Below are 20,157 nucleotides of genomic sequence, written 5' to 3'. Positions count from 1 at the left end.
GTCAGCCCTTCACGCCGCCGATCGACATCTGCATGAGATAGCGCTGCGCGGCCATGTAGAGGATCAGGCTCGGGACAAGATAGAAGACGCCGACCGCCGAGACGACGCCATAGTCGACGCCCATGACGTCGTCTCGCGCCCAGTACATGTAGAGGCTCATGGTCCAGTTGGTGTTCCTAATCAGGAAGGTGAAGACGAAGATGTATTCTTCCCAGCCGCGGATGAAGGTGAAAACGGCGATGGCGAGAATGCCGTTCCTAACCTGAGGCAGCACGATCTTCAGGAATGCCTGCCGCCGCGACGCGCCGTCCGTCAGCGCGCTCATCTCGATGTCCCACGGCACGGCGTCGAAGAAGCCTTTCATGATGAAGATGGCGAAGGGCAACTCGAAGGCGACGAGCACGAGTATGACGCCGGCCAGCGTGTCGAGGAGCCCGATCCAGTAGAGCATCAGGAACATCGGCACGATCAGCGTCATCACGGGGAAGGCGTGAAGCACGAGCAGTGAGCGCAGCATCGCCGAGCGGCCGGGGAACTGGAAACGCGACAGGTAGTAGGCCGCCAACGAAGCGACGGTGACGACGATCGCCGTCTGCGCGCCGGCGATCAGGATCGAGTTGGCGAAGGCGTGCCAGACATTGGGAAATTGCACCGCGCCCTTCACCTCACCGATCCGCGACCGCACGACCGAAGCGAAGTCCGGCTCCCACAGGAAAATGAAATTGCCGACATGCAGGTCGGGACCAACGAGCAGGGTAAAGGCGATGACGGCGACGGCAGCGATCACCGCCATGCCGATCCACGTCTGGCGCCGGCTTTGGGCGAACGCGGCGGCAAGCCATAGCGCGATGACGGTCGGCACGACCACGGCCATCGAGCGCCAGAGCACCGCCGTCTCGGCAACGCCGGTCTTGGCCGAGAAGGCGATTGTGACCAGCCAGAAATAGGGCAGGATGATCGGCAGCGAGACCGCGATCAGGAAGGCGTAGAGGACAACCGCCTTGGTGCGGCGCAAGTTGCGCGCCCGCGCTGCTAACGCATCCCAATCGGCCAGGGGCTCTGGCGCCGTCGTAGCCGTGGAGATCGCCTCACCCGCCATCTCAATGCACCTCGATGCGCGGGCGCTGCAGCAGGCGCTCCATGTCGAAGAAGCGCCAGCCAAGCAGCGCGACGACCACGCCGATGACGATGAGGAAGAGCGCCAGCGCGGCGCCATAGGCGTACTGGCCGCTCTCGAAGGCGCGCCGGTACACGTAAAGGGCGTAGACGGTCGTGTCGTAGAACGGGCCGCCCTTGGTGAGCAGCAGAATGTACTCGAAGCTGACCAGCAACGAGAGCGTCTGGTAGATCGTCACGAAGCTGATCGGCCAGCGTAGCGCCGGCAGCGTGATGAAGCGTATCTGCGCGAAGGTCCCGGCGCCGTCCACCGCGGCGGCGTGGAACAGGTGCTCGGGAATGCCTCGGATCGCGGCGGTGAAGATGATCATGCCCATCGAGGCGCCGATGAAGCCGTTCGAGATGATGATCAGCGTGATCGGGGCGGAGGTGAGCAGGTCGAGCGGTGCGTCGAGACCGAAGCCCTGCATGAGAACCTGGTTGACGAGGCCGGCTTCAGCGGGGCTCACCGCCCAGAGCCAGAGCAGGATGTAGAGCACCGACGGGCTCATGCGCGGCAGCAGCCAGACACCCCGGAAGAAGCTGCCGGACACATTTCTGAGCGAAGTGGTGGCGATGGCGAGGATCAGGCCGAAGGTCACGTTGAAGATCGCCAGGGTGCCGAAGACGTAGATGAAAGTCAGCCCGATCACCGGCGTCAGCCGGCGGTCGCCGCGGAAGACCTTCTCGTATTGCTCAAGAGTGAGCCCGGTGATGCGAAGCGAACGGTTGAGATCGGTGAAGGACACCGCGATGTCGATGAGGACGGGAACGATGAAGAACAGGACCGTGAGTACGATCGCCGGCCCGAGGAAGATCGCGAAGTTCGCGCGCCCGCGGGTCGCGGACCCCGCATGGCCGCGCCGTTCGATCATGAGTTCATCTGTTGTCGTCATTGCCTGGCCTGGCGGGGCGGCTCCGCAGCCCTGCTCTCGCGACGGTCGATCCGGCGTGTGGCTCGACCATCGCGACGCGGATCGCAGCTATTTGACGACGACGTCTTCGAGGCTCGCCGACGCCTCGTCGATCACGAACGCCGCCGCATCCGCAGCCGACAGCCGCCCCGACTCTATGCCCTGGATTGCGGCATAGATGATGCCGTTGAGCTCGCCGAACTGCGCATTGTTGGGCAGGAACTTGGTGATCTTGAGCAGCTCGGTTGCGCGGGCGAGCGGCCAGGCCTCGGCATAGCGCGGGTCCTGAAGCTGCTCCGGCTTGATGCCGATATGGGTCGTGGTGATCGCATGGTCGGTGTTGAGGTCGGCCGCCGAGGCGTGGCCGAGCAGGCGGACGGCGAGCTCCGGCTCCTTCGTGCTGGCGGATATCGCATAGACGATCGGATGGGTCAGGCTGACCGGCGCGCCGCCCTTCGTGGCTGCCGGCCCGGCGATCCAGCCCCAATCCGCGAAGAAGGCCTTCTCGTCCTTCGGCAGCCCGTAGGTCGGGAAAGCGACGCTGCCGAGATCCCAGATGCCGTACATCCAGAAGGCGGCGTTGCCGGTGTAGAACTCCTTGCGCAGCGCATCGAATTCCATCGCCGTGTTGTTGGCCGGGATTACCCCTTCCTTCACCCCGCGCTCGAACCAGCCGAAGGCCGCCGCGAGCTTGTCGCGTTCGAGGAGCAGGTTGCCGGTTGCCGGATCGACGAAGTCGTTGCCGTAGGTATTGAAGACCATGATGTAGTCAGGCCCCTTGTTCGGCCGGTGGAGTATACCGTAATGAGCCTTCGTCTTGTCGACCACCTGCTTGGCGATATCCAGGAGCTCGTCCATCGTGAGATCGCCCGACAGCGCCCGTTCGGGCAAGGCGTTGACGAAAGCCGCGTCGTAGCCGGCCTCGCGCAGGAGCTTCTTGTTGTAGAAGAACATCCGCGCCTCGGCGTCCTGCGGGATGGCGTAGGTGCCGTCGGAACACTTCGCCGACGACCAGAGCGACGGGAAGATCGTGCCGAAGTGCTGGGGATATTTGGCGATATAGTCGTCGAGCTTGAGGACGAAGCCGTCCTGCTGGAAAGCGCAGACCCATTCATGCGCGGCGATGAACATGTCCGGGCCCTGGCCGATGCCGAACACTTTGAGGAGCTGCAGCGCGTCGTCGTCGAAGCCCTTGGCCGGGCTCTCGCGCACCGCGACCTCGACGCGCTTGGGCGAACCTTCGGCCTCGAGCTCCTTGTTCAGCCGCTCGGCGGCTTTGACCACGTTGCCCGCACGCAGCGGCCCGGAGGGGTCCTGGCGCGACCAGAGCTCGAATTTCACGGTTTCCTGCGCGAAAACCGGCATTGCTGTGAAGGCGACCGCTAAGCCGCCCGCCAACGCTGCGCTCAGGAGCGCCGCAGCAGTTCCGCTTTTCCAGTGAATCATCCTGCTATCCTCCCTGTTGCGACACGCTTCACCGCGCCGTCATATTGTTGCAATGCTGTGCAACGGGATTATGAATGCGCTTTGGAGAATGTCCAGTGGGAGGGGATATAGGGTCGTGGCTGAGGGCAAAGACAATGGTCAGGGCCGCTTTGTGAGCGCCCAAGCAGTGGCCGAGCGGGCGGGCGTGTCGCGGTCGGCGGTCTCGCGCGCCTTCACGCCCGGCGCGAGCATCGCCCCGGGAACGCTGGCGCGGGTGCATGAGGCGGCTACGGCTCTTGGATACCAGGTCAACGATCTCGCGCGCGGGCTTCTCGCCAATCGCAGCCGGCTGATCGGCCTGGTAACCTCCGATGCCGATTCCCCGTTCCGGGCACAGATGATTGCCGCCCTCTCGCAAGCTTTGATCGAGCGCAGCAACGTACCGGCGATTATCAACATCGGCACCACAGCCGAAGATATCGCGAATGCCAGCCGGCAATTGCTGCGCTACCGTGCGGAGGCAACCGTCTTCCTCTCAGGCTCGCCGCCGGAGAGCCTTGTCGAGATCACGCGGCGAAACGGGCAACCGCTGATCCTAATCAACCGGGCCGAGACCGGCCTCGATAGCGTCCATTGCGACGACAGGGACGGCGCGCAGCAGGCCTTCGAGGCCTTGTCCTTGACCGGGGCCTCCCGCTTCGCCGTGATCAACAAGGAGGATCCGAGCCCGAGTCTGGCCGCCCGCGAGCAGGCGTTCGCGGGGTTCGCCGTCGCGTCCGGGTTCAAGCCGAGTATCGTGCGCGCCGGTCACTCCGATTACGACGGCGGACAAGAGGCGGCGCGCCGGTTGCTGGCAAGCGGACCGGCGCCCGACGCTCTCTTCTGCGTGAACGATCTCATGGCGTTCGGCGCGCTCGATCACCTGCGCCAAGCAGGCCTGCGCGTACCGGACGACGTCTCGGTCATCGGCTTCGACGACGTGCCCATTGCCGCATGGACCTCCTACAGGCTGACGACGCTGCGGCAAGATCCCCACCGTATCGCCAAGGAGGTCGTGTCAATCCTCGACCGGCGCATTGCGGATCCGGACTCGCCACCGGTCTCGGTCTATTTCCCGGTCGAGCTCGTCGTTCGTGAAACGGTCAAGGTACGCCACCAGAGAAGTACCGGCGAGATAGGGATCCAAGTAGATGGCCTTTAGCTTCCTGGCCCGCGAGATGGGTCGTACCCTTGTCTGCGGCCATCGCGGCTACAGTCTTCACTACCCGGAGAACACGCTGCCTGGGCTCGAAGCGGCAAAGGCTGCGGGCGCGACCACGGTCGAGATCGATATCGTGCTGACGGCTGACGGCGAGCCGATCGTCCTGCACGACCTGACCGTCGACCGGACGACGGACGGCCACGGCTTCGCGGCCGACTTCACCCTGGAGCAAGTCCGCAGGCTGGATGCAGGCGTGCGGTTCCATCCCGCTTTCGCCGGGACGAAGATACCGACTGTCGCCGAGGCGCTCGATTGGGCGAAGGCAAACGACATGGGGATCGTGCTGGAGATCAAGGAGGCCGAGCAGCCGGACCTCGCAGTCGATCGGGTGGCGGCCCTGCTGCGAACAACCCGCACGCTCGACCGCGTGATCGTGATCAGCTTCGACCATGGGGTGCTTAAGAGTGCGGTCGAGCGCCATCCGGGCCTCCGGACGGAAGCCATCACTCACGCCCGCCATGTCGACATTGTGGGTGTGCTGAGAGCATGCGGCGCTGCATCGGTCTCGATCGAACTCGACATGTTCCATGCCGACGACGCGCATGCACTGCATGATGCAGGCTTCAGCATTCGCCTGAGCCTGCCCCGCCCCGACAAACTCGCCGAATACTGGCGCGGCGGCCGCGACCCGTTGCCGAATATCGTGCGATGGATCGCCGATGGGCTGATCGACTCAATCTCGGGTGACGACGTGCCGTTCATCGCGCGGCTCGTCAAACAAGCCGGCCAGACCGGCTGAGGACATCTTGTCATGACTCAACTGCAGCCGACCCTTCTCGATAACCGTTTGCGAGCGGCGGAAGCTGTCGTGCGCGAAGCGGGCCGGCTCGCCGCCGACCATTTTGCCCGGCGCGAGCTCCTCAGCATCGATCGAAAGGGCGTACAGGACCTGGTGAGCGAGGCGGACCGCGAATGCGAGGACCTCATCGTCGCCGGCCTTAGCCGCCTCTTTCCGGAAGACGGCTTCCTCGGCGAGGAGCGCGGGTCCCGCAACCGGGACGCGGCCGCCGTCTGGGTGATCGACCCAATCGACGGCACGCACAATTTCCTGACCGGCGTTCCATTCTGGTGCGTCTCGGTTGGGCTGGTCGTCGACGGCGAGCTGACGCTCGGGACCATCTACGATCCGACGGCGGCCGAGCTCTTTTCAGCGAGAAAAGGCGGCGGCGCCTTTCTCAACGGCCGGCCGATCAAGGTGAGCGGCGAAACCGATCCGACGCGCGCGCGCATCTGCATCGGCTTCAGCTATCGCCGGCCGGTCGCGGAGCATGTTCGCGCGGTCAATGCGCTGCTTTCGGGAGGGTGTGAGTATCTGCGGCTCGGCTCCGGGGCGCTCGGCCTCGCCTATACGGCCGCGGGACGCTTCGACGGCTACTGGGAGCGCCACATGAATTCGTGGGACGCCGTGGCCGGATTGCTCCTGGTCCGCGAAGCGGGAGGCTGGACAAATGATTTCGCAGCCGTGCACCTGACGGAAGGCTGCGAGATCCTTGCCACGACGCCGGCGCTGGTCGACACAGTCAAACAGCATGTAGCGTTTGGCAGCTATGAGTGAGGCCTGCCAGGTTCGATGAAAGCCGTCTTCGTTCTTTTCGACTCGCTCAACCGCCATTTGCTCGCCCCTTATGGCGGGAAGCGGGTGCCGACGCCCAATTTCGCCCGTCTTGCCGAGCGCGCCGCAACCTTCGAGCGTCATTATGTCGGCAGCCTGCCCTGCATGCCGGCGCGCCGCGACATGCAGACCGGACGTCTCAGCTTTCTCCACAGGAGCTGGGGGCCGCTCGAGCCGTTCGACAATTCTTTTCCCGAGTTGCTGAGCGAGGCCGGCGTCTACAGCCATCTTGTCACCGACCACTTCCATTATTTCGAGGATGGCGGCGCCACCTACCATACAAAGTACGACAGCTACGACTTCATCCGCGGGCAGGAGGGCGACCCGTGGAAGGCCATGGTGCAGCCGCCGTGGCAGCGCCTGCGCGAAATGTATCATGAGCGGCAGTTCAGCCAGACGACGCGCGACAAGTTCCGCCGCAACATCGTCAACCGTGAGTTCATCAGGGAAGAGAGCGACTACCCCTCGGTGCAGTGTTTTGCCGCCGGCTTCGAGTTCCTCGACCGCAACAGGACCGCGGACGACTGGTTCCTGCAGATCGAGACATTCGACCCGCACGAGCCGTTCACCGCGCCCGAGCGATTTCGCGAGCAATTCAAAACAGGCTGGAACGGTCCGATCCGCGACTGGCCGCGCTACGGCCGCGTCGACGAGCTGCCGCAGGAATGTGAGGAGCTGCGCGCCAACTACTACGCCGTCGTCGCGCTCTGCGATTTTCTGATGGGGCAACTTCTCGATTATTTCGACGCACACGATCTTTGGCGCGACACTGCGCTCGTCGTCACGACCGATCACGGCTTCCTACTCGGCGAGCACGACTTCTGGGCAAAGAACCGGATGAACATGTACGAGGAAATCGTGCATATCCCGCTCGTCGTGCATGATCCGCGCCGGCCAAGCAGTGCGGGTGTCCGCCGTTCAGCGCTGACCCAGACCATCGACCTCGCGCCGACATTCCTCGACCTGTTTGGCGTGCCGGCTCCCTCCGAGATGCAGGGCCATTCGCTGCTGCCACTGCTCGGGGCCGACCGCCCGATCCGACCCGGCGCTTTGTTCGGCTATTTCGGCGGCGCCATCAACGTGACGGACGGGCGCTACACTTATCACCGTTTCCCACCCGATCCCCGTTCGCAGGAGGTCTATCAATACACGCTGATGCCAACGCATATCTGGGAACCGTTCACACCACAGGAACTTGCCCGGGCGTCGCTGGCGCGGCCCCTGCCCTTCACGAAAGGCGCGCCGGTCCTCAAAATCCCGGTTACCGAGCGTTCGCCGATGTTCGACAACTACGGCCCCGGAGCGCTGCTGGAGAACGAGACGCGGCTGTACGATCTCGCCAATGATCCGGGGCAGATGACGCCGCTCTCCTCGCCCGACATCGATCGCAAAATGATGCTTCTCATGCACGATCTCATGCGTGCCAATGACGCCCCGCCGGAAGCTTACGCGCGCATTGCAGTGTAGTAAGACAAGCGCTTCTGATGCACCGCGCTTCTAATCCGAAGCATGTCCGGTCTTTTTTGAGATAGTTTCAAATTCGCGTGGATTGAACAATCGGCAAACAAGGAAGGCCAGGATTTGAACCTGCGCCCCCCTCGTCCCGAACGAGGTGCGCTACCAGCAAGGGCATAGATTCCCGGGCTCTTCCGTCACGTTCGCTTGCTTTTGTTCCCGTTTGCCTCCGGCTGTTCTGTGGGGAAACTGTGGGGTGATGGTGCGTCCGACAGGATGAAACTGGGGACTCTTGTGTGATTGTTTGCGCGATATAATTCTTAGAGGTCATCAAGCGAGCCGCCGGCTATTTTTTAGCGCCGCCGCTAGATCGTGGTGCTCAAAGGCTGATGCCATGCGGTTGCAATCTCTTGCGCTAAGCCCGATGCGCGCGGCCTCGTTTCTCCATCCGGATACGCTGGCGGCAACCTCTGCCGCGATCCCCTCTGCCTGTGCGGGCTTAAGTTCAAAATAATCTGCGACGGACAACGCGACATCAAGAGAGGCAGTCTGGTCGTCGAGGTCAATCGCCGTCGAGAGCACACGCGGCTTGATGTCGACCGGGACGGGGTTGAGATCGTAGGCAGGCGAAAGAATCCAGCCGTCAGGGCCTGTGTAGAGAAAGCCGTGATTGCGCATATGGTCGTCTGAATTCGAGATCATGATGGTGAAGACGATCCGCCGCCACAGTTCGTGCATATCTTCTTTCGGCCTCGCACCGCTTTGCCGCAGGGCGTCGACGATCTCCAGGTAACTGTGCGTCTCGTTGTCCTTTGCGCCCAGCATGCTCATGGCCGACAGAAACGGAATGCGTGTCGCGCCGTCACGATCGAAGCGGCGGAGCAGTAGAACCGGCTTTTCGGCGATATGCTCAAACTGTGATGTGGCTGTCGCTATCCCGGCCCTCGCTGCGAGAGACAGGGCGACTGCTTCCCAGGCGACGGTGTTGAATTCATCATCTTTGTGCGCAAACTTTGCGATGATGAGTGCGCCGTCCCTGTCTCTGACGGACGCTTTCGGACGCGCGCCGCCGAGCGAAGAGCCCGGTGCAAGAAGCAGGCGTAAATCCTCATCCTCATCCTCATCATCGTCATCGTCGATGATGCGCTCGGTAGCGGCCAGCAGCCTCGGCAGTTCAATCAGTGGCGGGATGCGCGTGGTGTCCTCATGGTGCGCGAGGAAGGGCCCTCCTTCCTTGGTCGCAAACCGTAAGGCCCCCGGCCGCGCTTCATCATCCACCGCGAGAAGATAATCGATCTCTCTCAGGGTGTTCGGCGCTTCTCCGGCCCTTTCAGCACGGCGTCTTTCGGCGCGGCGCATCAAGGCCCGGCCCCAATGGTCGGGCGCGGAATCGCCGATTGAGCCGAACATGAATCTGTCGGCTGTTGTATGAAACGCGCCCTCGCCGAGCTGCAGCGCTAGCTCCAGAGCAAAACGCTCTCTGTTCTCAAGCCATGACGGGGCATACTCGAAAGTGGCGCTTTCGCGGTTCTTGCGCATGTGCGCCCAGAGCCTCCCGACAAGATGGGAGGTGCCGTCCAGGTCGGCATAAACGAGAGTTTCTTGATCCATCATCCGTCCCTCGGGGACTGAGAGCTCCTGGGGCGTCTGATGCGCTTCGGCAGATGCTCTTCTTCCAGCTCCAATCCGCGCGGGTCGTTCCGCACGTCCGCAAGGGTGGAAAGACGATCGGTTAACCCGAGCACAAACAGGACTGTGGCATAGGTGCCAAGCGACACGCCTGGCTCGCCCTTCTCGACCTTGACGAGGGTTGTGCGGCTGATCGAGGCGCGCTCGGCGAGGATTGCCGAGGGAATGCGCCGCCGCCGCCGTGCATCGCGAATATCCTGGCCCAGCTTGCGCAGAGCACGCCGGACAGGAATAGGCAGATTATAGGGTGTGTTTTTGTCCATTACGTTCACAAACGTAGTCGTTATAGTTTCTAGTGTACACGATTGTGAACGTTAAATCAATTGTAGGCACTCGAAGCGCGAAAACCCATTGTGCCAGCTATGTCCAGGAAAATGAACGAAAAGTGACTTAGCGACCATTATTATGAACATTATAAAAACGAGACCTTTTGGCCCGCATCACGTGGGCCTCAATTCCCGCCTCGCCTCTTTCATAGGGCAGCAGTCCATTCCGGGTCATCGCAGCGGTTGGCTATCGCCATCAGCTCCCACGCGGATGGAACCGGCGCGTCATCGCCGATCCGACCGACGCGACGCTCAAAGAGCGGGTCGCGACGGTGAAGACTGAATGTGACATCAGATCACATTTGACCGGGCCGTTGCCGCGGCCGGGCGCCCGTCTCACCGAGGAGAAGATTGCAGCGTTCACGCAAGTGATGCGCACGAACGTGCTCAGCAGTGATACGTCCTTCAGGCGCGCCTACATCCGGTCTGCCATCGACGAAGTAGAGGTGGACGATGCGGAAATCCGCATTCACGGCCGTAGAGCGGTTCTTGAAAGGCTTGTGATGGGCGGCGGGGCAACTCCTGCCGAAGTGCCCAGTTTTGTTTGGAAGTAGCGCGGCATTCGTGCTTTGTTTTCGCCCGTCCTGAGGATGGTTTTCGACGCGTTGGTGGCAACGTGTTTCTTCGCGATCTTCTCGGCCGCGTCTGCTTGGAAATCGGGATGATGGTGACCATAAGTGTCGATCAAGACATCCACGGTCATGCCGAGAAAGCCCGCCGCCTGCCACAGGTCGGCACCGGCCTGCATCAGCCAGGTCGCGGCGGTGTGGCGGAAGATGTGCGGAGTGACATCGGGACCGAGGCCAGCGATTTTACGCGCCGTCCTAAAGCTCTTTTTGATCGATCCGACCGGCTTTCCGTTCCACTCAACGACAAAATCCTGCGATATCTTGCGGCCAATGTTCGCGCTCTTGCCCCGCCCCTTGGTCTTGATATCGAGATCGGCGCAGGCCCAACGTCGCAAATGCGCCAGCAGCCGGTCCGGCAGGCGCACGGGCGGCTGGCGTTTTTTGGTCCTTTTGGCGCCATCAGCGCGGCGATAAAAGACGCCGCGGTCGAGGTCCATATAACCACGCCCTTCGGTTGGACGGATGGCGGCACCGCAGACCGCGGCCGAGCGCGTCCCCGTGTAGAGGGCGACGAGCATGAAGCGGGCCAGATGGCGTCCGGTGCGCCGGCCGCTCTCGTGGCCTTTCCACGTCTGCTTCATGCGCCACGCGGCCCAGACGAGGGTGGCCGCTTCACTGCGCGTCAGCCAACGCTCGCGCGCCCGGCGCTTCTCAGGCAGGGGAATCGTCGGGACGGCTGTGGTATAACCTTCCCGCCGGTAATAGTTGATGGCCGCGCGAAGATCCTCGAGTTGGCGGCGCGCAGCGGCTTCGGATGGCCTGGACGCGACGTAGTTACGGCAGAGCTTGCCGTTGATGACGGCGAGCGTCTTTTCGCCGAAGAAATCGAGGATTTTTTCCAGCCGAGCCGCCGTCTGTTCTGGCGCGGCATGCTTCGGCGCAACCTCGTTCAGGTAGACATTGATCACATCGGCGATCAAGACATCGTCAGAACTGCGTCCGTACTCGCGCGCTGGCTGGTACTTATTGGCGATGTAGGCCGCGAGCGCTTTTTCGTTTTCAATTCCTGGACGGCCTTTTTCGCCGCCGCCAGCGCTGATGAAGGTTGACCCGTCGCGGATGAACCATCCAGCCCTATTTCGGAGCGTTCCGTCCTTTTTCCAGCTTTCGTCCCGCCAGACGAGGCGGGGCCCTTTCGACGTCCGCGGCATAACTCCCTCATTCTCGCTATGGCCGCCAAGGTGACATACTCCTTTCCGGCGATTAACTCCGTTTCAAGTCGACCGGCGTCACGTTCCTTGCGCAAGCCCGCGGCGCCCATCGAGCCGTCGGGAAATGCAATTTGCGCAGCCATCTCAACGCGAAGAGGTGTGGTATTGTCGAATTGCTCTGGAATTCTCAATGCGGAGCCCTCAGGCAATCGCCAATAGTACGACCGTTTCGCCCAAGAATAGACGGGCCGCGGGTCTCGTTGAGCGCGCGAGCGGAGGATGTGTCGCACCGGGTGCAAGTAACGATGTGTCGGCGTTGGTAGCATTACTTCCGCCGAAATAGGAAGCATGGCCGCAGGTAGCCGCAAGATCGCGATTGGTGGCATGGCAGGCGTATGTTCATCACGATGCGGGCAGGCGCAGTATTCCACATGAAGCCAACCGTGAGTTGGTCGCAATTGAGCGCACCGTGTCCACCAATGTCTCACCGTTTCGGGACGCCCGCTGCATTGGATATGCCCAAAATTGGGACTACGAAAAGTGGCAGTTTGAGATTCTGCAGCAAAGATGTCCCTTTGACCTGCTAATCGGAAAGTTCGCAGTTCCCATCGCGAACATCGGTCTGGGTTCGCCTCGTCGGTGGCTTAGGCCCTGGCCGGCCCCAAGCCAAAGGAGCATCGTTGCGGATTAGCCAGGATTCTTGCGCCAGGTCCCGGATTGTGGCGTGAAGCCTCAGCAATATGGGCACTTGGCAAATTCATCGAAACGGGGCCTTTCCCCCGCGCCCTAGCCAAGGTCTCGTTAATCCCGTCAGCAGACGCTCCGCCCCGCAACGGCCCCGACAGAGTGAGAGGGCTGCGGCTGTCGCCGTGACGGATTGAAGGTCGAGAGAGAGGCTCTTGACGGTCCGTCGTGGAGATCAGCCATGAGCAATGTTGAAGTTCTGGACGCAACTCGCGACGCGAACGGCAGTTACAAGGTCGATGTCGGTCGGGGCCAGCGGATCGGCCGCGTATCGTCGGAATGGTTTTCCCGGCCCGAAGACGAGCGCTTTCTGTCCTTGTCGGAGCTGTTCAATTCCGTGAACAGCCGCAGCGAACGCAGCAGGACACGGACCATCGAGACCGCAGCGGTTCACGTCGAAGCCAGCCGCGACAACGCCGAACGCCTATCCCTCATCCTCCCCGGCGCGGCCGACCCGGTCTCGCCGACCCATTGGAGCTTTGGCCAACTCACGGGCCTGATCGGCGCACCGGCCGCTTATCTTCGCCAGCTTCCCGCCGCACTGGCGGGCATCAACCTGCAATATGGCTTATTCTCGCACCGGGCCGAGCAGGTCAAAACACTTGAGACCGATGACGGCCGCGTCGAACTCCGCGCCGTCACGGGTCCGGACTATGGCCGGATCTACGACTACGAACTGGTCGCCGCCGTTCGCCGGATCGCCGGCAACGGCACAGGCGACACACGCTGGAAGGTGCCGGGCGTGCTGGATTGGTCGACAGGCACCTACAACCCCCGTGTCGACGTGACGAAGGACACGACCACACTCTACGCCTCCGATCGCGACGTCTTCCTTTTCCTGGTCGACGACCTCAATCCGATCGAGGCCGGCCGGCTGCCGGACGGCTCACCTGACCTCTACTTCCGCGGCTTCTATTGCTGGAATTCGGAGGTGGGCGCCAAAACCCTCGGCATGGCGTCTTTCTATCTCCGCGCCGTCTGCCAGAACCGCAACCTCTGGGGCGTGGAGGATTTCGAGGAGATCACGATCCGGCATTCGAAATACGCGGCCTCACGCTTCGCGCACGAGGCAGCACCTGCGCTCGCGCGGTTCGCAGACTCCAGCCCGGCACCCTTCATCAACGGCATCAAGGCAGCCCGTGCCCGGATCGCTGCCCGCTCCGATGAAGATCGAACCGATTTCCTCCGCAAGCGAGGCTTTAGCAAGGCCGAGACCACGAAGATCATAGAGACAGTACTCGCCGAGGAAGGCCGCAAGCCCGAGAGCGTTTTCGACTTCGTCCAAGGCATCACTGCCGTGGCGCGCGATAAGACGCACCAGGACGCGCGGCTCGACCTCGAGGGCCGGGCGAAGAAATTGCTAGATCTCGTCGCCTGAGCCGGTTCACGGCTTCCCGGTTCCATGCCCTTCGTGTGTCCGGTTCTGCGGCTCGCCTCAGAGTAAGAGGTGGGCCGCAGGCTTCGTGACGGGTTGGAGCCCGATAGAGGCTTTGGCCGCCCGTCATTCCGATGGCTACTGAGAAAATCACCCTGTCGTCGTAGCGCGACATCCGGTTCAACCAGTTCGTCATTTCCCGTCGCGACCGAGCGGCCCGGCGATGGATCGCAGGCGGCTACCCGAAGGAGCAATACGTCCACCCAAGGCCCAGCCGGCAACGGCGGAGCCCCTTTTCGTCTGGAGAGTTCGCTATGCAAACAGCAACGGATCTTGCGCAACGTCTCGGTCGCCAGGCCGAAGCCGTCTGCCGTTACTATCTCTCAGCTGGACATCGCGAGGGCCGCTATTGGCTGGTCGGCGATGCCCGCAATACGCCTGGCCGCTCATTGTTCGTCCGACTGACGGGACCGGAATCCGGCAAAGGCGCTGCCGGCAAATGGACCGACGCCGCCACCGGCGAGCACGGCGACCTTCTCGACCTCATCCGCGAGAGCTGCGGCCTGGTGGACTTCAAAGATATCGCCGACGAGGCGCGGGCCTTCCTCAGCATGCCGCCTCCCGAGCCAGAGCGTCAGTCCCGCGGGCAGCCGGCACCAGTAGCGACGGGATCGCCCGAAGCAGCCCGCCGTCTCTTCGGCATGTCGAAGCCGATTTTGGGCACAATCGTGGAAGCGTATTTGCGTGAGCGCGGCATAGTCCATTTGCAGGGGACCGAAAGCGTGCGGTTCCATCCCCGCTGCTACTATCGACCTGACGAGCACAGCCCGGCCGCAATCTGGCCGGCGATGATTGCAGCTGTCACCGATCTCGACGGCCGGATCACCGGAGCGCATCGAACTTGGCTTGACCCCCGAAGCCGTGACAAGGCGCCAATCGACACCCCGCGACGGGCAATGGGCATGCTTCTCGGCAACGCGGTACGCTTCGGCATAGGGGACGATGTCATGGCGGCCGGTGAAGGGATCGAGACCGTCTTGTCACTCCGTTCGATTCTTCCGGACATGCCGATGCTGGCCGCACTTTCCGCCGCCCATCTTGCCGCCATCTTATTTCCGCCGACTCTCCGCAGATTATACGTTGCCCGCGACAACGATCCGACAGGCGACTGGGCTTGCAATACGCTCATCACGCGGGCGCGCGCTGTTGGTATCGACACGATCGTGCTGTCGCCCCAGCTCTGCGACTTCAACGATGATCTCCGCAACCTCGGCCTTGAGGCCCTGCGGGCGGAAAGCCGGATGCAGGTCGCGCCCGACGACGTCGGCCGCTTCATGTCGACCGCGGCATAAGCCGAAGGATCGCATTGGCGAAATCGCACCAACGTGGCTCGCGGGCTTGGCTCCCCCTTGACACCGGCGAGGAACGCGACCCGGCCTTCGAGAGGGCGATCGGCCGGCAAACGTCTCTGACCGGCAATGCCTGCGGCCGACTATTTTCCGCCGCCCTTCGGGCTTTGCAGCGCGAAACAAAATAGCCGGCCTTTGTCATCCTCCGCTGCCGCTTCGGCCCGCGCTTCGCTCCGGGTGCAGGTCATCGGCGCCCGCCGGCTTTCGTCGCCAGAAGGCCGTGAAAAGTCGCGGTCATATCCGGCGAAGGAGAATTCCATGAGCGAGCACGATCCCGACTTCGAACCCGCCCACGCGTCATCCCCGATCGACCATGTCCTCACTGAACTCCAGCTCTACGGCTATCGCTCCTTTACGGACGAACCCGACCCTCGGCCTCTCCCGGAAGGCAATGTCGTCGTCGGCGCGATCACCGACGTGTTCGACGCCCTGGTGATGGCGCTCTCCGATACCCGACTTGAGCCCGACCTTGATGATTTGCTGTGGTCAGCTGTCAATATCTTTCACCGCGCCACCGGCCACGTCGAACGCGAGCTCGACGACAACGAGCAGGCGCAGCGGCGCAGCCAACGCGAACAGGACGGCAGTGAAGTGAAATCCGTCGAGTTGGAGCGCCTGACGGCTGAGGGGCGGACGCTGATCGAGCGCCGCAATACCTTCGAGCTGATGCGCGATGAGGCCGCCGCTCACTACGAGCAACACGCCGGATCAAGCTGGAAACCACGCAGCGGATCGATGGTCAACCACAAGGCGCTGACTTCGGCGATGATCGATAGCCGCGATTTCCTCTCGGCGAAAAAGCGTACCGAACACGAGGTGCTGCTGCCACCAGGGCCAAAGATCGCGTTTACCGGCGGGCTCGACTTCAACGACCATAGCCTGATTTGGGCCAAGCTCGACCAGGTCCACGCCAAGCACCCCGACATGGTTTTGATGCACGGCAAGTCGCCGAAAGGCGCCGAGAAAATCGCCTCCCGCTGGGCAGACCATCGCAAAGTGCCGCAGATCGGCTTTGCCCCCGATTGGACGAAACATGGCCGTGCTGCCCCCTTCAAACGCAACGACGAGATGCTCGACGTCCTGCCAATCGGCGTGATGCTGTTCCCCGGCACTGGTATCCAACACAATCTCGCCGACAAGGCCCGCAGGCTCGGCATCCCGGTCTGGCAGTTCGGCGGCGGGTGACCGACGCCTATCTCCCGTAGCCTTGCACGACTGCGGTGGTCGCGCAGCGAGATTGGGGTGGGTCGTATGCGAGGATACCTTTTCCCACGGCGAGTCGCGGGCGTGGACCATCCGCTAACTGCGCATGGAAACTGGAGTCCTGGTGGACCGCGTTCCGCACCACGTGGGAAGCCGAGAATTTGTGGCTCATTTGCCCAACGGCGAACATGTTATCGCCGAGGAGCGGTTCTTCTCCGGGCTCGTAATTCCACCCTTCCGTGGAGCGGACCTTCACATAGCGCACCAGGTCTCGATTACGCCGCAGCGTTCGCCCGTCCGTTGTGCGCACGCCGCGCGAAGGCAGGGGCCAACGAAGCGAAAACCGTGCTTCAGGTGCGCCACGCCCTCCATTGATCCGTCCCTGCCAGGTCGACCGCTCCAAACGGCCTCTTCAATGGCCAGATCTGACCGAAGGCCGGCTGCGCCTCGACCGCCTATGCCGCAATAGCTCCGATCGACTTTCTTCCCCTGACGGCTGCGCCGCCATTCCTCGCGAAACAACAAAGTCGCTCTCGCGCCATCCTACGCTTGCGCTGCGGCCCGCAAGCGGGTGCGGCGGCGGTCGCCTCCGGCCGTGGATCGCCATCGAGACCGCAATGGTGCGGGCTCGGAAGCAGTGATCAAGGAGAACTATCATGGCGACCATCGGCACATTTAAAAGCGTTGGCAACAACGAGTTCACGGGCGACATCGTTACCCTCACGGTCCAAGCCAAGAACGTCCGCATCGTTCCCGAAGCCAACCACCCGGGCGACAACGCTCCCAGCCACCGCGTCTTCCTCGACCGGGTCGAGATCGGAGCCGCCTGGTCCAAGCGCTCCAACGAGGGCCGTGACTACCTCGGTCTGAAGCTGGACGATCCGAGCTTCGCCGCTCCGATCTACGCCAACCTCTTCAATGACGAGAAAGGCGAAGGCTATAGCCTCATCTGGTCCCGTCCCAGCGGTCGCCGCAACGGGGAGTAAGGCCCCAGACCAAGGCCCCGCCCGGATCGAACCGGTCGGGGCCGAACCTCTTTTTTGCGACCAAGCCGAGCGCAGCTGCCGCTCGCCGAGCCGGCTCGGGGGCGACTGCGGCCATGTTCGTGACTGGAGCACTTTAGTCCCACGTGTCGTCTCGCCAATCATCGAAAATTCGATAGTATTTCCCGCGCCAACTCACGGTGCCGATTTTCTGATCAACTCGCATGGGTCCACATTTAGTGCGCTTGCGATCCTGCCTAGAACACTGACGCTTGCCGAAACCCGCGCGCGCTCGATCGATCCGACGTAACGCATGCTCAGTCCAGAGCGCGCGGCCAGCTCCTCCTGCGTCACGTTCTGGTCATGGCGCAGACGACGCATGTTGACCGCCATGATCTCCTTGAGATCCATGACGGACTAGGGACCAGAAAGGGAACTATCGTTCTAGGAATGATCGTTCCTATTCGTTATGATCAGGGTTCATCAAGAGGATGGTTCCTTCGAGATCGCAGTAGAAACATGAGCGATCAATCCTGTGCTTAAGCCCTTACTCGATCCCGATGTCGCCGACATTGCGCCGGATGCCTCGACCCTGACCGGCTATGACGAGGAACGACTGCTTACGTACATCCGCCTGCTCGACGCTGCGGCCGAAGATGCTGATTGGCGCGAGGTGGCCAGGATCGTCCTGCACATCGATCCCGACCAGGAGCCGGAGCGGGCATTCAGGTCGTGGGAGACCCATCTTGCCCGCGCGCGGTGGATGACGACCAATGGCTATCGGTATCTTCTGGCGGGCGGTGCACCTCACTAAGCGCAGCCTTCGCCACGCTTTGCTGATTCAGCACAGCGGTTTGCTGACTCTCCAACTACCCAGCCTGCGTATAGCTCGTGATGCTGATTTCGAAGCTCGATCCAATGCGGGTATCGAGAGAGGACTTGGCACATTGCAAGGCGACTGGACCAATCCGGCGGTCTACATGCATATGCGCGACTACGAAGCGTCGGAGTTCGCTGCCGAATATCTGATACGGAACGACGACTTCATTGTCGAGTGCAGCGAGCTTGCGTCGCTAGGGGCAAATACAGGAGACCTTCTCGGTCCGCCCGACTTCGCCGCCCGTTGGGGCGCGCGATTTCACAGTCACCGGTGACAGGAGTCCATCAGCAGAGAACATCGTCTGGACGGAACAGGCATCGCCGCGCGTGCTCCGGGCCATGCAGATACATTCTTCGGTCGGGCCTTCGCATCAGACAGTTCGGCTTTCCAGGCTCAGTAGCGCCAGCATTTGGAAGCAGGCCGAAGAGCTTCATATTCTTTGGCCGGCGTCGCCAACGCATGGACTGGTTGCCGAAAGCCGCGACGGTCCGCCCGATATCGATGCGATCCTCCTGCCGCTCGACGATGCCTTCGAGACACGGCTCGACGCAGCGCGTCGGTTCTGGCGGGCGCTGAACGGTCGACCACCAGGCCCTGCCTACGGAGCGCTGCCGCAACAGACGAATGTCAGGCATATCCTCAATTTGCGCGCTCATGACGCCCGCCGCGCAGGAGCCACCTATCGCCGTATCGCGGAGGTGCTTTTGTCACGAGGGTCGATCGCGCCTCGAGACTGGCGCGATCATCATCTCCGGCACAAGGTTCGGGCAATCTTGCGAAGGGCGGATCGTCTGGTCGCTGGCGGCTGTCGCGATCTTCTCTTCTATCCTCATAGCCGTAGCCAGAAATCCAGGCGCTGAAGCCATTCTTGGCGGGTAGCAAAAACGCAGACCCCGATCTTTGCCCTCCCTCGCCCTTTCTCATTTCAGCCATCGTCCACTTCGCGCGTCCCGGCAGGCCAGGACGACAGCAGAACCGAATGGAGATCGAGCGATGTCGAAGGGTCCCGCGGACGCGCCCCAAAAATACCTACGAACGAAGGAGGCCGCACCCATCGTGGGACTCTGCGCCCGCACCCTGGAAAAGCACCGGACTTACGGCACCGGTCCAAAATACCGCAAGGTCGGCGGCCGCATCCTTTATGACATCGACGACCTGCACGCCTGGATCGAGCTCGGCGCGCGCACCTCCACCAGTGATACGAACGCGACCTTTGTTCCGCCCGCAAAGCCGCACGCGGCGCGCGCGCCGGCCTACACCGGCAAGCGCGATCGCATCTCGTGACCTGCGGTACACTACTATGCGGAAGCGCTACCAGGTCTTGCTCCTGCGCCGGCGGGGCGAGCTATGAGTATGCGCCCAGCGATCATCGCCGCGATGCTCGGCGGCTCGATCCTGGTCTCCACACCTGTGCTCGACCATCGACCGAAGTTCATCTGGAATGCATCGGCGAGCGTCCCGATCGGGCTCTACCGCGTCGAGCCGGCCGATAAGATCAGCGTTGCCGATATTGCCGTCGTCATGCCGCCCGAGCCACTGGCGAGTTTCATGGCCGCACGTGGATACCTGCCGCACGGCGTGCCGCTTCTGAAGCGCGTGCTGGCACTCGCAGGTGCAACGGTCTGTCGGCAAGGCACAGCCATCATCGCCTACGGCATGTCCTTTGGACATGCGCGCGAGCGTGACAGTCGCGACCGACCGTTGCCCGTCTGGCAGCGCTGTCGGCGCATTGCCGATGGCGAAGTCTTTCTCATGAACTGGGACGCGGCCGATAGTTTTGACAGCCGCTATTTCGGCCCGCTCCCGCTGACTTCGATCATCGGTCACGCGGTCCCGATCTGGACCGCCGACCGCACTTCTCCGGCGCCAAATACCAGCGGCGTACCGGCTCCTGGCAAGCCGTGACGGCTCGCACCAACCCGTATCAACGCTCAAGAAAGGAACAC

Annotated in this window: 19 protein-coding genes; 12 read left to right on the top strand and 7 right to left on the bottom strand. The window is 62.4% G+C overall.

From position 1 onward, the window contains the following. Position 1: 1 nt before the first annotated feature. The 3 genes from EN859_RS22475 to EN859_RS22465 all read right to left on the bottom strand — a co-directional run bounded on the left by EN859_RS22475 (position 2) and on the right by EN859_RS22465 (position 3,515). Positions 2-1,099 carry a carbohydrate ABC transporter permease gene (locus EN859_RS22475; protein WP_127854897.1) on the bottom strand — a complete coding sequence of 366 codons (1,098 nt, stop codon included), beginning with the start codon at positions 1,097-1,099 and terminating at the stop codon, positions 2-4. Between the two features lies 1 nt (position 1,100). Further along, complete coding sequence (locus EN859_RS22470; protein ID WP_127854898.1) at positions 1,101-2,051, bottom strand: sugar ABC transporter permease; 951 nt, start codon at positions 2,049-2,051, stop codon at positions 1,101-1,103. Positions 2,052-2,138: 87 nt separating this feature from the next. Continuing rightward, on the bottom strand, positions 2,139-3,515 hold the full coding sequence (locus EN859_RS22465) for an extracellular solute-binding protein (RefSeq protein ID WP_127854899.1): 1,377 nt from the start codon (positions 3,513-3,515) through the stop codon (positions 2,139-2,141). A gap of 115 nt (positions 3,516-3,630) precedes the next feature. On the opposite strand from EN859_RS22465, the gene EN859_RS22460 reads away from it, so the two are divergent. Genes EN859_RS22460 through EN859_RS22445 form a run of 4 tightly spaced genes read left to right on the top strand, consistent with a single transcriptional unit; the run spans position 3,631 to position 7,834 of the window. Beyond that, positions 3,631-4,695, top strand: a complete 1,065-nt coding sequence (locus EN859_RS22460) for a LacI family DNA-binding transcriptional regulator (RefSeq protein WP_245525655.1) — start codon at positions 3,631-3,633, stop codon at positions 4,693-4,695. Further along, positions 4,685-5,494, top strand: coding sequence for a glycerophosphodiester phosphodiesterase family protein (locus EN859_RS22455; protein ID WP_127854901.1), 810 nt, complete (start codon positions 4,685-4,687; stop codon positions 5,492-5,494). Before EN859_RS22460 ends, EN859_RS22455 begins: the two co-directional genes overlap by 11 nt. Before the next feature lie 12 nt (positions 5,495-5,506). After that, entirely contained in the window at positions 5,507-6,310 is an 804-nt protein-coding gene (locus EN859_RS22450; protein WP_127854902.1) for an inositol monophosphatase family protein, read from the top strand. A gap of 15 nt (positions 6,311-6,325) precedes the next feature. After that, on the top strand, positions 6,326-7,834 hold the full coding sequence (locus EN859_RS22445; protein ID WP_127854903.1) for a sulfatase-like hydrolase/transferase: 1,509 nt from the start codon (positions 6,326-6,328) through the stop codon (positions 7,832-7,834). A 318-nt stretch (positions 7,835-8,152) separates the two neighbouring features. Here the strand turns inward: EN859_RS22445 and EN859_RS22440 are convergent, their stop codons facing one another. From EN859_RS22440 to EN859_RS22425, 3 genes are all read right to left on the bottom strand, one after another. After that, on the bottom strand, positions 8,153-9,436 hold the full coding sequence (locus tag EN859_RS22440) for a HipA domain-containing protein (RefSeq protein WP_127854904.1): 1,284 nt from the start codon (positions 9,434-9,436) through the stop codon (positions 8,153-8,155). Next, a complete protein-coding gene (locus EN859_RS22435; RefSeq protein WP_127854905.1) occupies positions 9,433-9,774 on the bottom strand; it encodes a hypothetical protein in 342 nt (113 codons plus the stop codon). Before EN859_RS22435 ends, EN859_RS22440 begins: the two co-directional genes overlap by 4 nt. Positions 9,775-10,306: 532 nt before the next feature. Continuing rightward, positions 10,307-11,617, bottom strand: a complete 1,311-nt coding sequence (locus tag EN859_RS22425; protein WP_127854906.1) for a site-specific integrase — start codon at positions 11,615-11,617, stop codon at positions 10,307-10,309. A gap of 925 nt (positions 11,618-12,542) precedes the next feature. Here EN859_RS22425 and EN859_RS22420 point away from each other — a divergent pair. From EN859_RS22420 to EN859_RS22400, 4 genes are all read left to right on the top strand, one after another. Then, a complete protein-coding gene (locus EN859_RS22420; protein ID WP_127854907.1) occupies positions 12,543-13,739 on the top strand; it encodes a DUF932 domain-containing protein in 1,197 nt (398 codons plus the stop codon). Positions 13,740-14,050: 311 nt separating this feature from the next. After that, positions 14,051-15,088, top strand: a complete 1,038-nt coding sequence (locus EN859_RS22415) for a toprim domain-containing protein (protein WP_127854908.1) — start codon at positions 14,051-14,053, stop codon at positions 15,086-15,088. Between the two features lie 315 nt (positions 15,089-15,403). Further along, positions 15,404-16,330 carry a DUF2493 domain-containing protein gene (locus EN859_RS22410; RefSeq protein ID WP_127854909.1) on the top strand — a complete coding sequence of 309 codons (927 nt, stop codon included), beginning with the start codon at positions 15,404-15,406 and terminating at the stop codon, positions 16,328-16,330. Between the two features lie 674 nt (positions 16,331-17,004). Beyond that, positions 17,005-17,334 (top strand): DUF736 domain-containing protein, encoded by a 330-nt coding sequence (locus EN859_RS22400; RefSeq protein WP_127854910.1) that lies wholly within the window; start codon positions 17,005-17,007, stop codon positions 17,332-17,334. Between the two features lie 192 nt (positions 17,335-17,526). Here EN859_RS22400 and EN859_RS22395 read toward each other — a convergent pair whose 3' ends face one another. Then, positions 17,527-17,742: a helix-turn-helix transcriptional regulator gene (locus EN859_RS22395; RefSeq protein ID WP_127854911.1), complete on the bottom strand. Its 216-nt coding sequence runs from the start codon at positions 17,740-17,742 to the stop codon at positions 17,527-17,529. Between the two features lie 124 nt (positions 17,743-17,866). Here EN859_RS22395 and EN859_RS22390 point away from each other — a divergent pair, with 124 nt between their 5' ends. The 4 genes from EN859_RS22390 (at position 17,867) to EN859_RS22370 (ending at position 20,116) form a co-directional block, all read left to right on the top strand. Continuing rightward, positions 17,867-18,145 carry a DUF2285 domain-containing protein gene (locus EN859_RS22390; protein WP_127854912.1) on the top strand — a complete coding sequence of 93 codons (279 nt, stop codon included), beginning with the start codon at positions 17,867-17,869 and terminating at the stop codon, positions 18,143-18,145. Next, positions 18,105-18,485, top strand: coding sequence for a DUF6499 domain-containing protein (locus tag EN859_RS22385; RefSeq protein WP_127854913.1), 381 nt, complete (start codon positions 18,105-18,107; stop codon positions 18,483-18,485). The genes EN859_RS22390 and EN859_RS22385 overlap by 41 nt, the downstream gene beginning before the upstream one ends. 719 nt (positions 18,486-19,204) lie before the next feature. Then, positions 19,205-19,495, top strand: a complete 291-nt coding sequence (locus EN859_RS22375) for a helix-turn-helix domain-containing protein (RefSeq protein WP_127854915.1) — start codon at positions 19,205-19,207, stop codon at positions 19,493-19,495. A gap of 63 nt (positions 19,496-19,558) precedes the next feature. Further along, the gene (locus tag EN859_RS22370; RefSeq protein WP_127854916.1) at positions 19,559-20,116 is read left to right on the top strand and encodes a S26 family signal peptidase; all 558 of its coding nucleotides are present in this window, start codon (positions 19,559-19,561) and stop codon (positions 20,114-20,116) included. Positions 20,117-20,157 lie beyond the last annotated feature (41 nt).

Source organism: Mesorhizobium sp. M00.F.Ca.ET.216.01.1.1 (assembly GCF_004010325.2).
GTDB lineage: Bacteria > Pseudomonadota > Alphaproteobacteria > Rhizobiales > Rhizobiaceae > Mesorhizobium.
Note: the sequence above shows the minus strand (reverse complement) of the source record. Positions and strands in the feature narration are given on the sequence as shown.

Excerpts from the sequence above, each read along its gene's own strand:
- EN859_RS22470 (WP_127854898.1), bottom strand. The coding sequence starts at position 2,051 with ATGACGACAACAGATGAACTCATGATCGAACGGCGCGGCCATGCGGGG.
- EN859_RS22385 (WP_127854913.1), top strand. The coding sequence starts at position 18,105 with ATGGCTATCGGTATCTTCTGGCGGGCGGTGCACCTCACTAAGCGCAGC.
- EN859_RS22400 (WP_127854910.1), top strand. The coding sequence starts at position 17,005 with ATGGCGACCATCGGCACATTTAAAAGCGTTGGCAACAACGAGTTCACG.
- EN859_RS22425 (WP_127854906.1), bottom strand. The coding sequence starts at position 11,617 with ATGCCGCGGACGTCGAAAGGGCCCCGCCTCGTCTGGCGGGACGAAAGC.
- EN859_RS22410 (WP_127854909.1), top strand. The coding sequence starts at position 15,404 with ATGAGCGAGCACGATCCCGACTTCGAACCCGCCCACGCGTCATCCCCG.
- EN859_RS22445 (WP_127854903.1), top strand. The coding sequence starts at position 6,326 with ATGAAAGCCGTCTTCGTTCTTTTCGACTCGCTCAACCGCCATTTGCTC.
- EN859_RS22435 (WP_127854905.1), bottom strand. The coding sequence starts at position 9,774 with ATGGACAAAAACACACCCTATAATCTGCCTATTCCTGTCCGGCGTGCT.
- EN859_RS22415 (WP_127854908.1), top strand. The coding sequence starts at position 14,051 with ATGCAAACAGCAACGGATCTTGCGCAACGTCTCGGTCGCCAGGCCGAA.
- EN859_RS22420 (WP_127854907.1), top strand. The coding sequence starts at position 12,543 with ATGAGCAATGTTGAAGTTCTGGACGCAACTCGCGACGCGAACGGCAGT.
- EN859_RS22370 (WP_127854916.1), top strand. The coding sequence starts at position 19,559 with ATGAGTATGCGCCCAGCGATCATCGCCGCGATGCTCGGCGGCTCGATC.
- EN859_RS22465 (WP_127854899.1), bottom strand. The coding sequence starts at position 3,515 with ATGATTCACTGGAAAAGCGGAACTGCTGCGGCGCTCCTGAGCGCAGCG.
- EN859_RS22395 (WP_127854911.1), bottom strand. The coding sequence starts at position 17,742 with ATGGATCTCAAGGAGATCATGGCGGTCAACATGCGTCGTCTGCGCCAT.
- EN859_RS22440 (WP_127854904.1), bottom strand. The coding sequence starts at position 9,436 with ATGATGGATCAAGAAACTCTCGTTTATGCCGACCTGGACGGCACCTCC.
- EN859_RS22375 (WP_127854915.1), top strand. The coding sequence starts at position 19,205 with ATGTCGAAGGGTCCCGCGGACGCGCCCCAAAAATACCTACGAACGAAG.
- EN859_RS22475 (WP_127854897.1), bottom strand. The coding sequence starts at position 1,099 with ATGGCGGGTGAGGCGATCTCCACGGCTACGACGGCGCCAGAGCCCCTG.
- EN859_RS22450 (WP_127854902.1), top strand. The coding sequence starts at position 5,507 with ATGACTCAACTGCAGCCGACCCTTCTCGATAACCGTTTGCGAGCGGCG.
- EN859_RS22455 (WP_127854901.1), top strand. The coding sequence starts at position 4,685 with ATGGCCTTTAGCTTCCTGGCCCGCGAGATGGGTCGTACCCTTGTCTGC.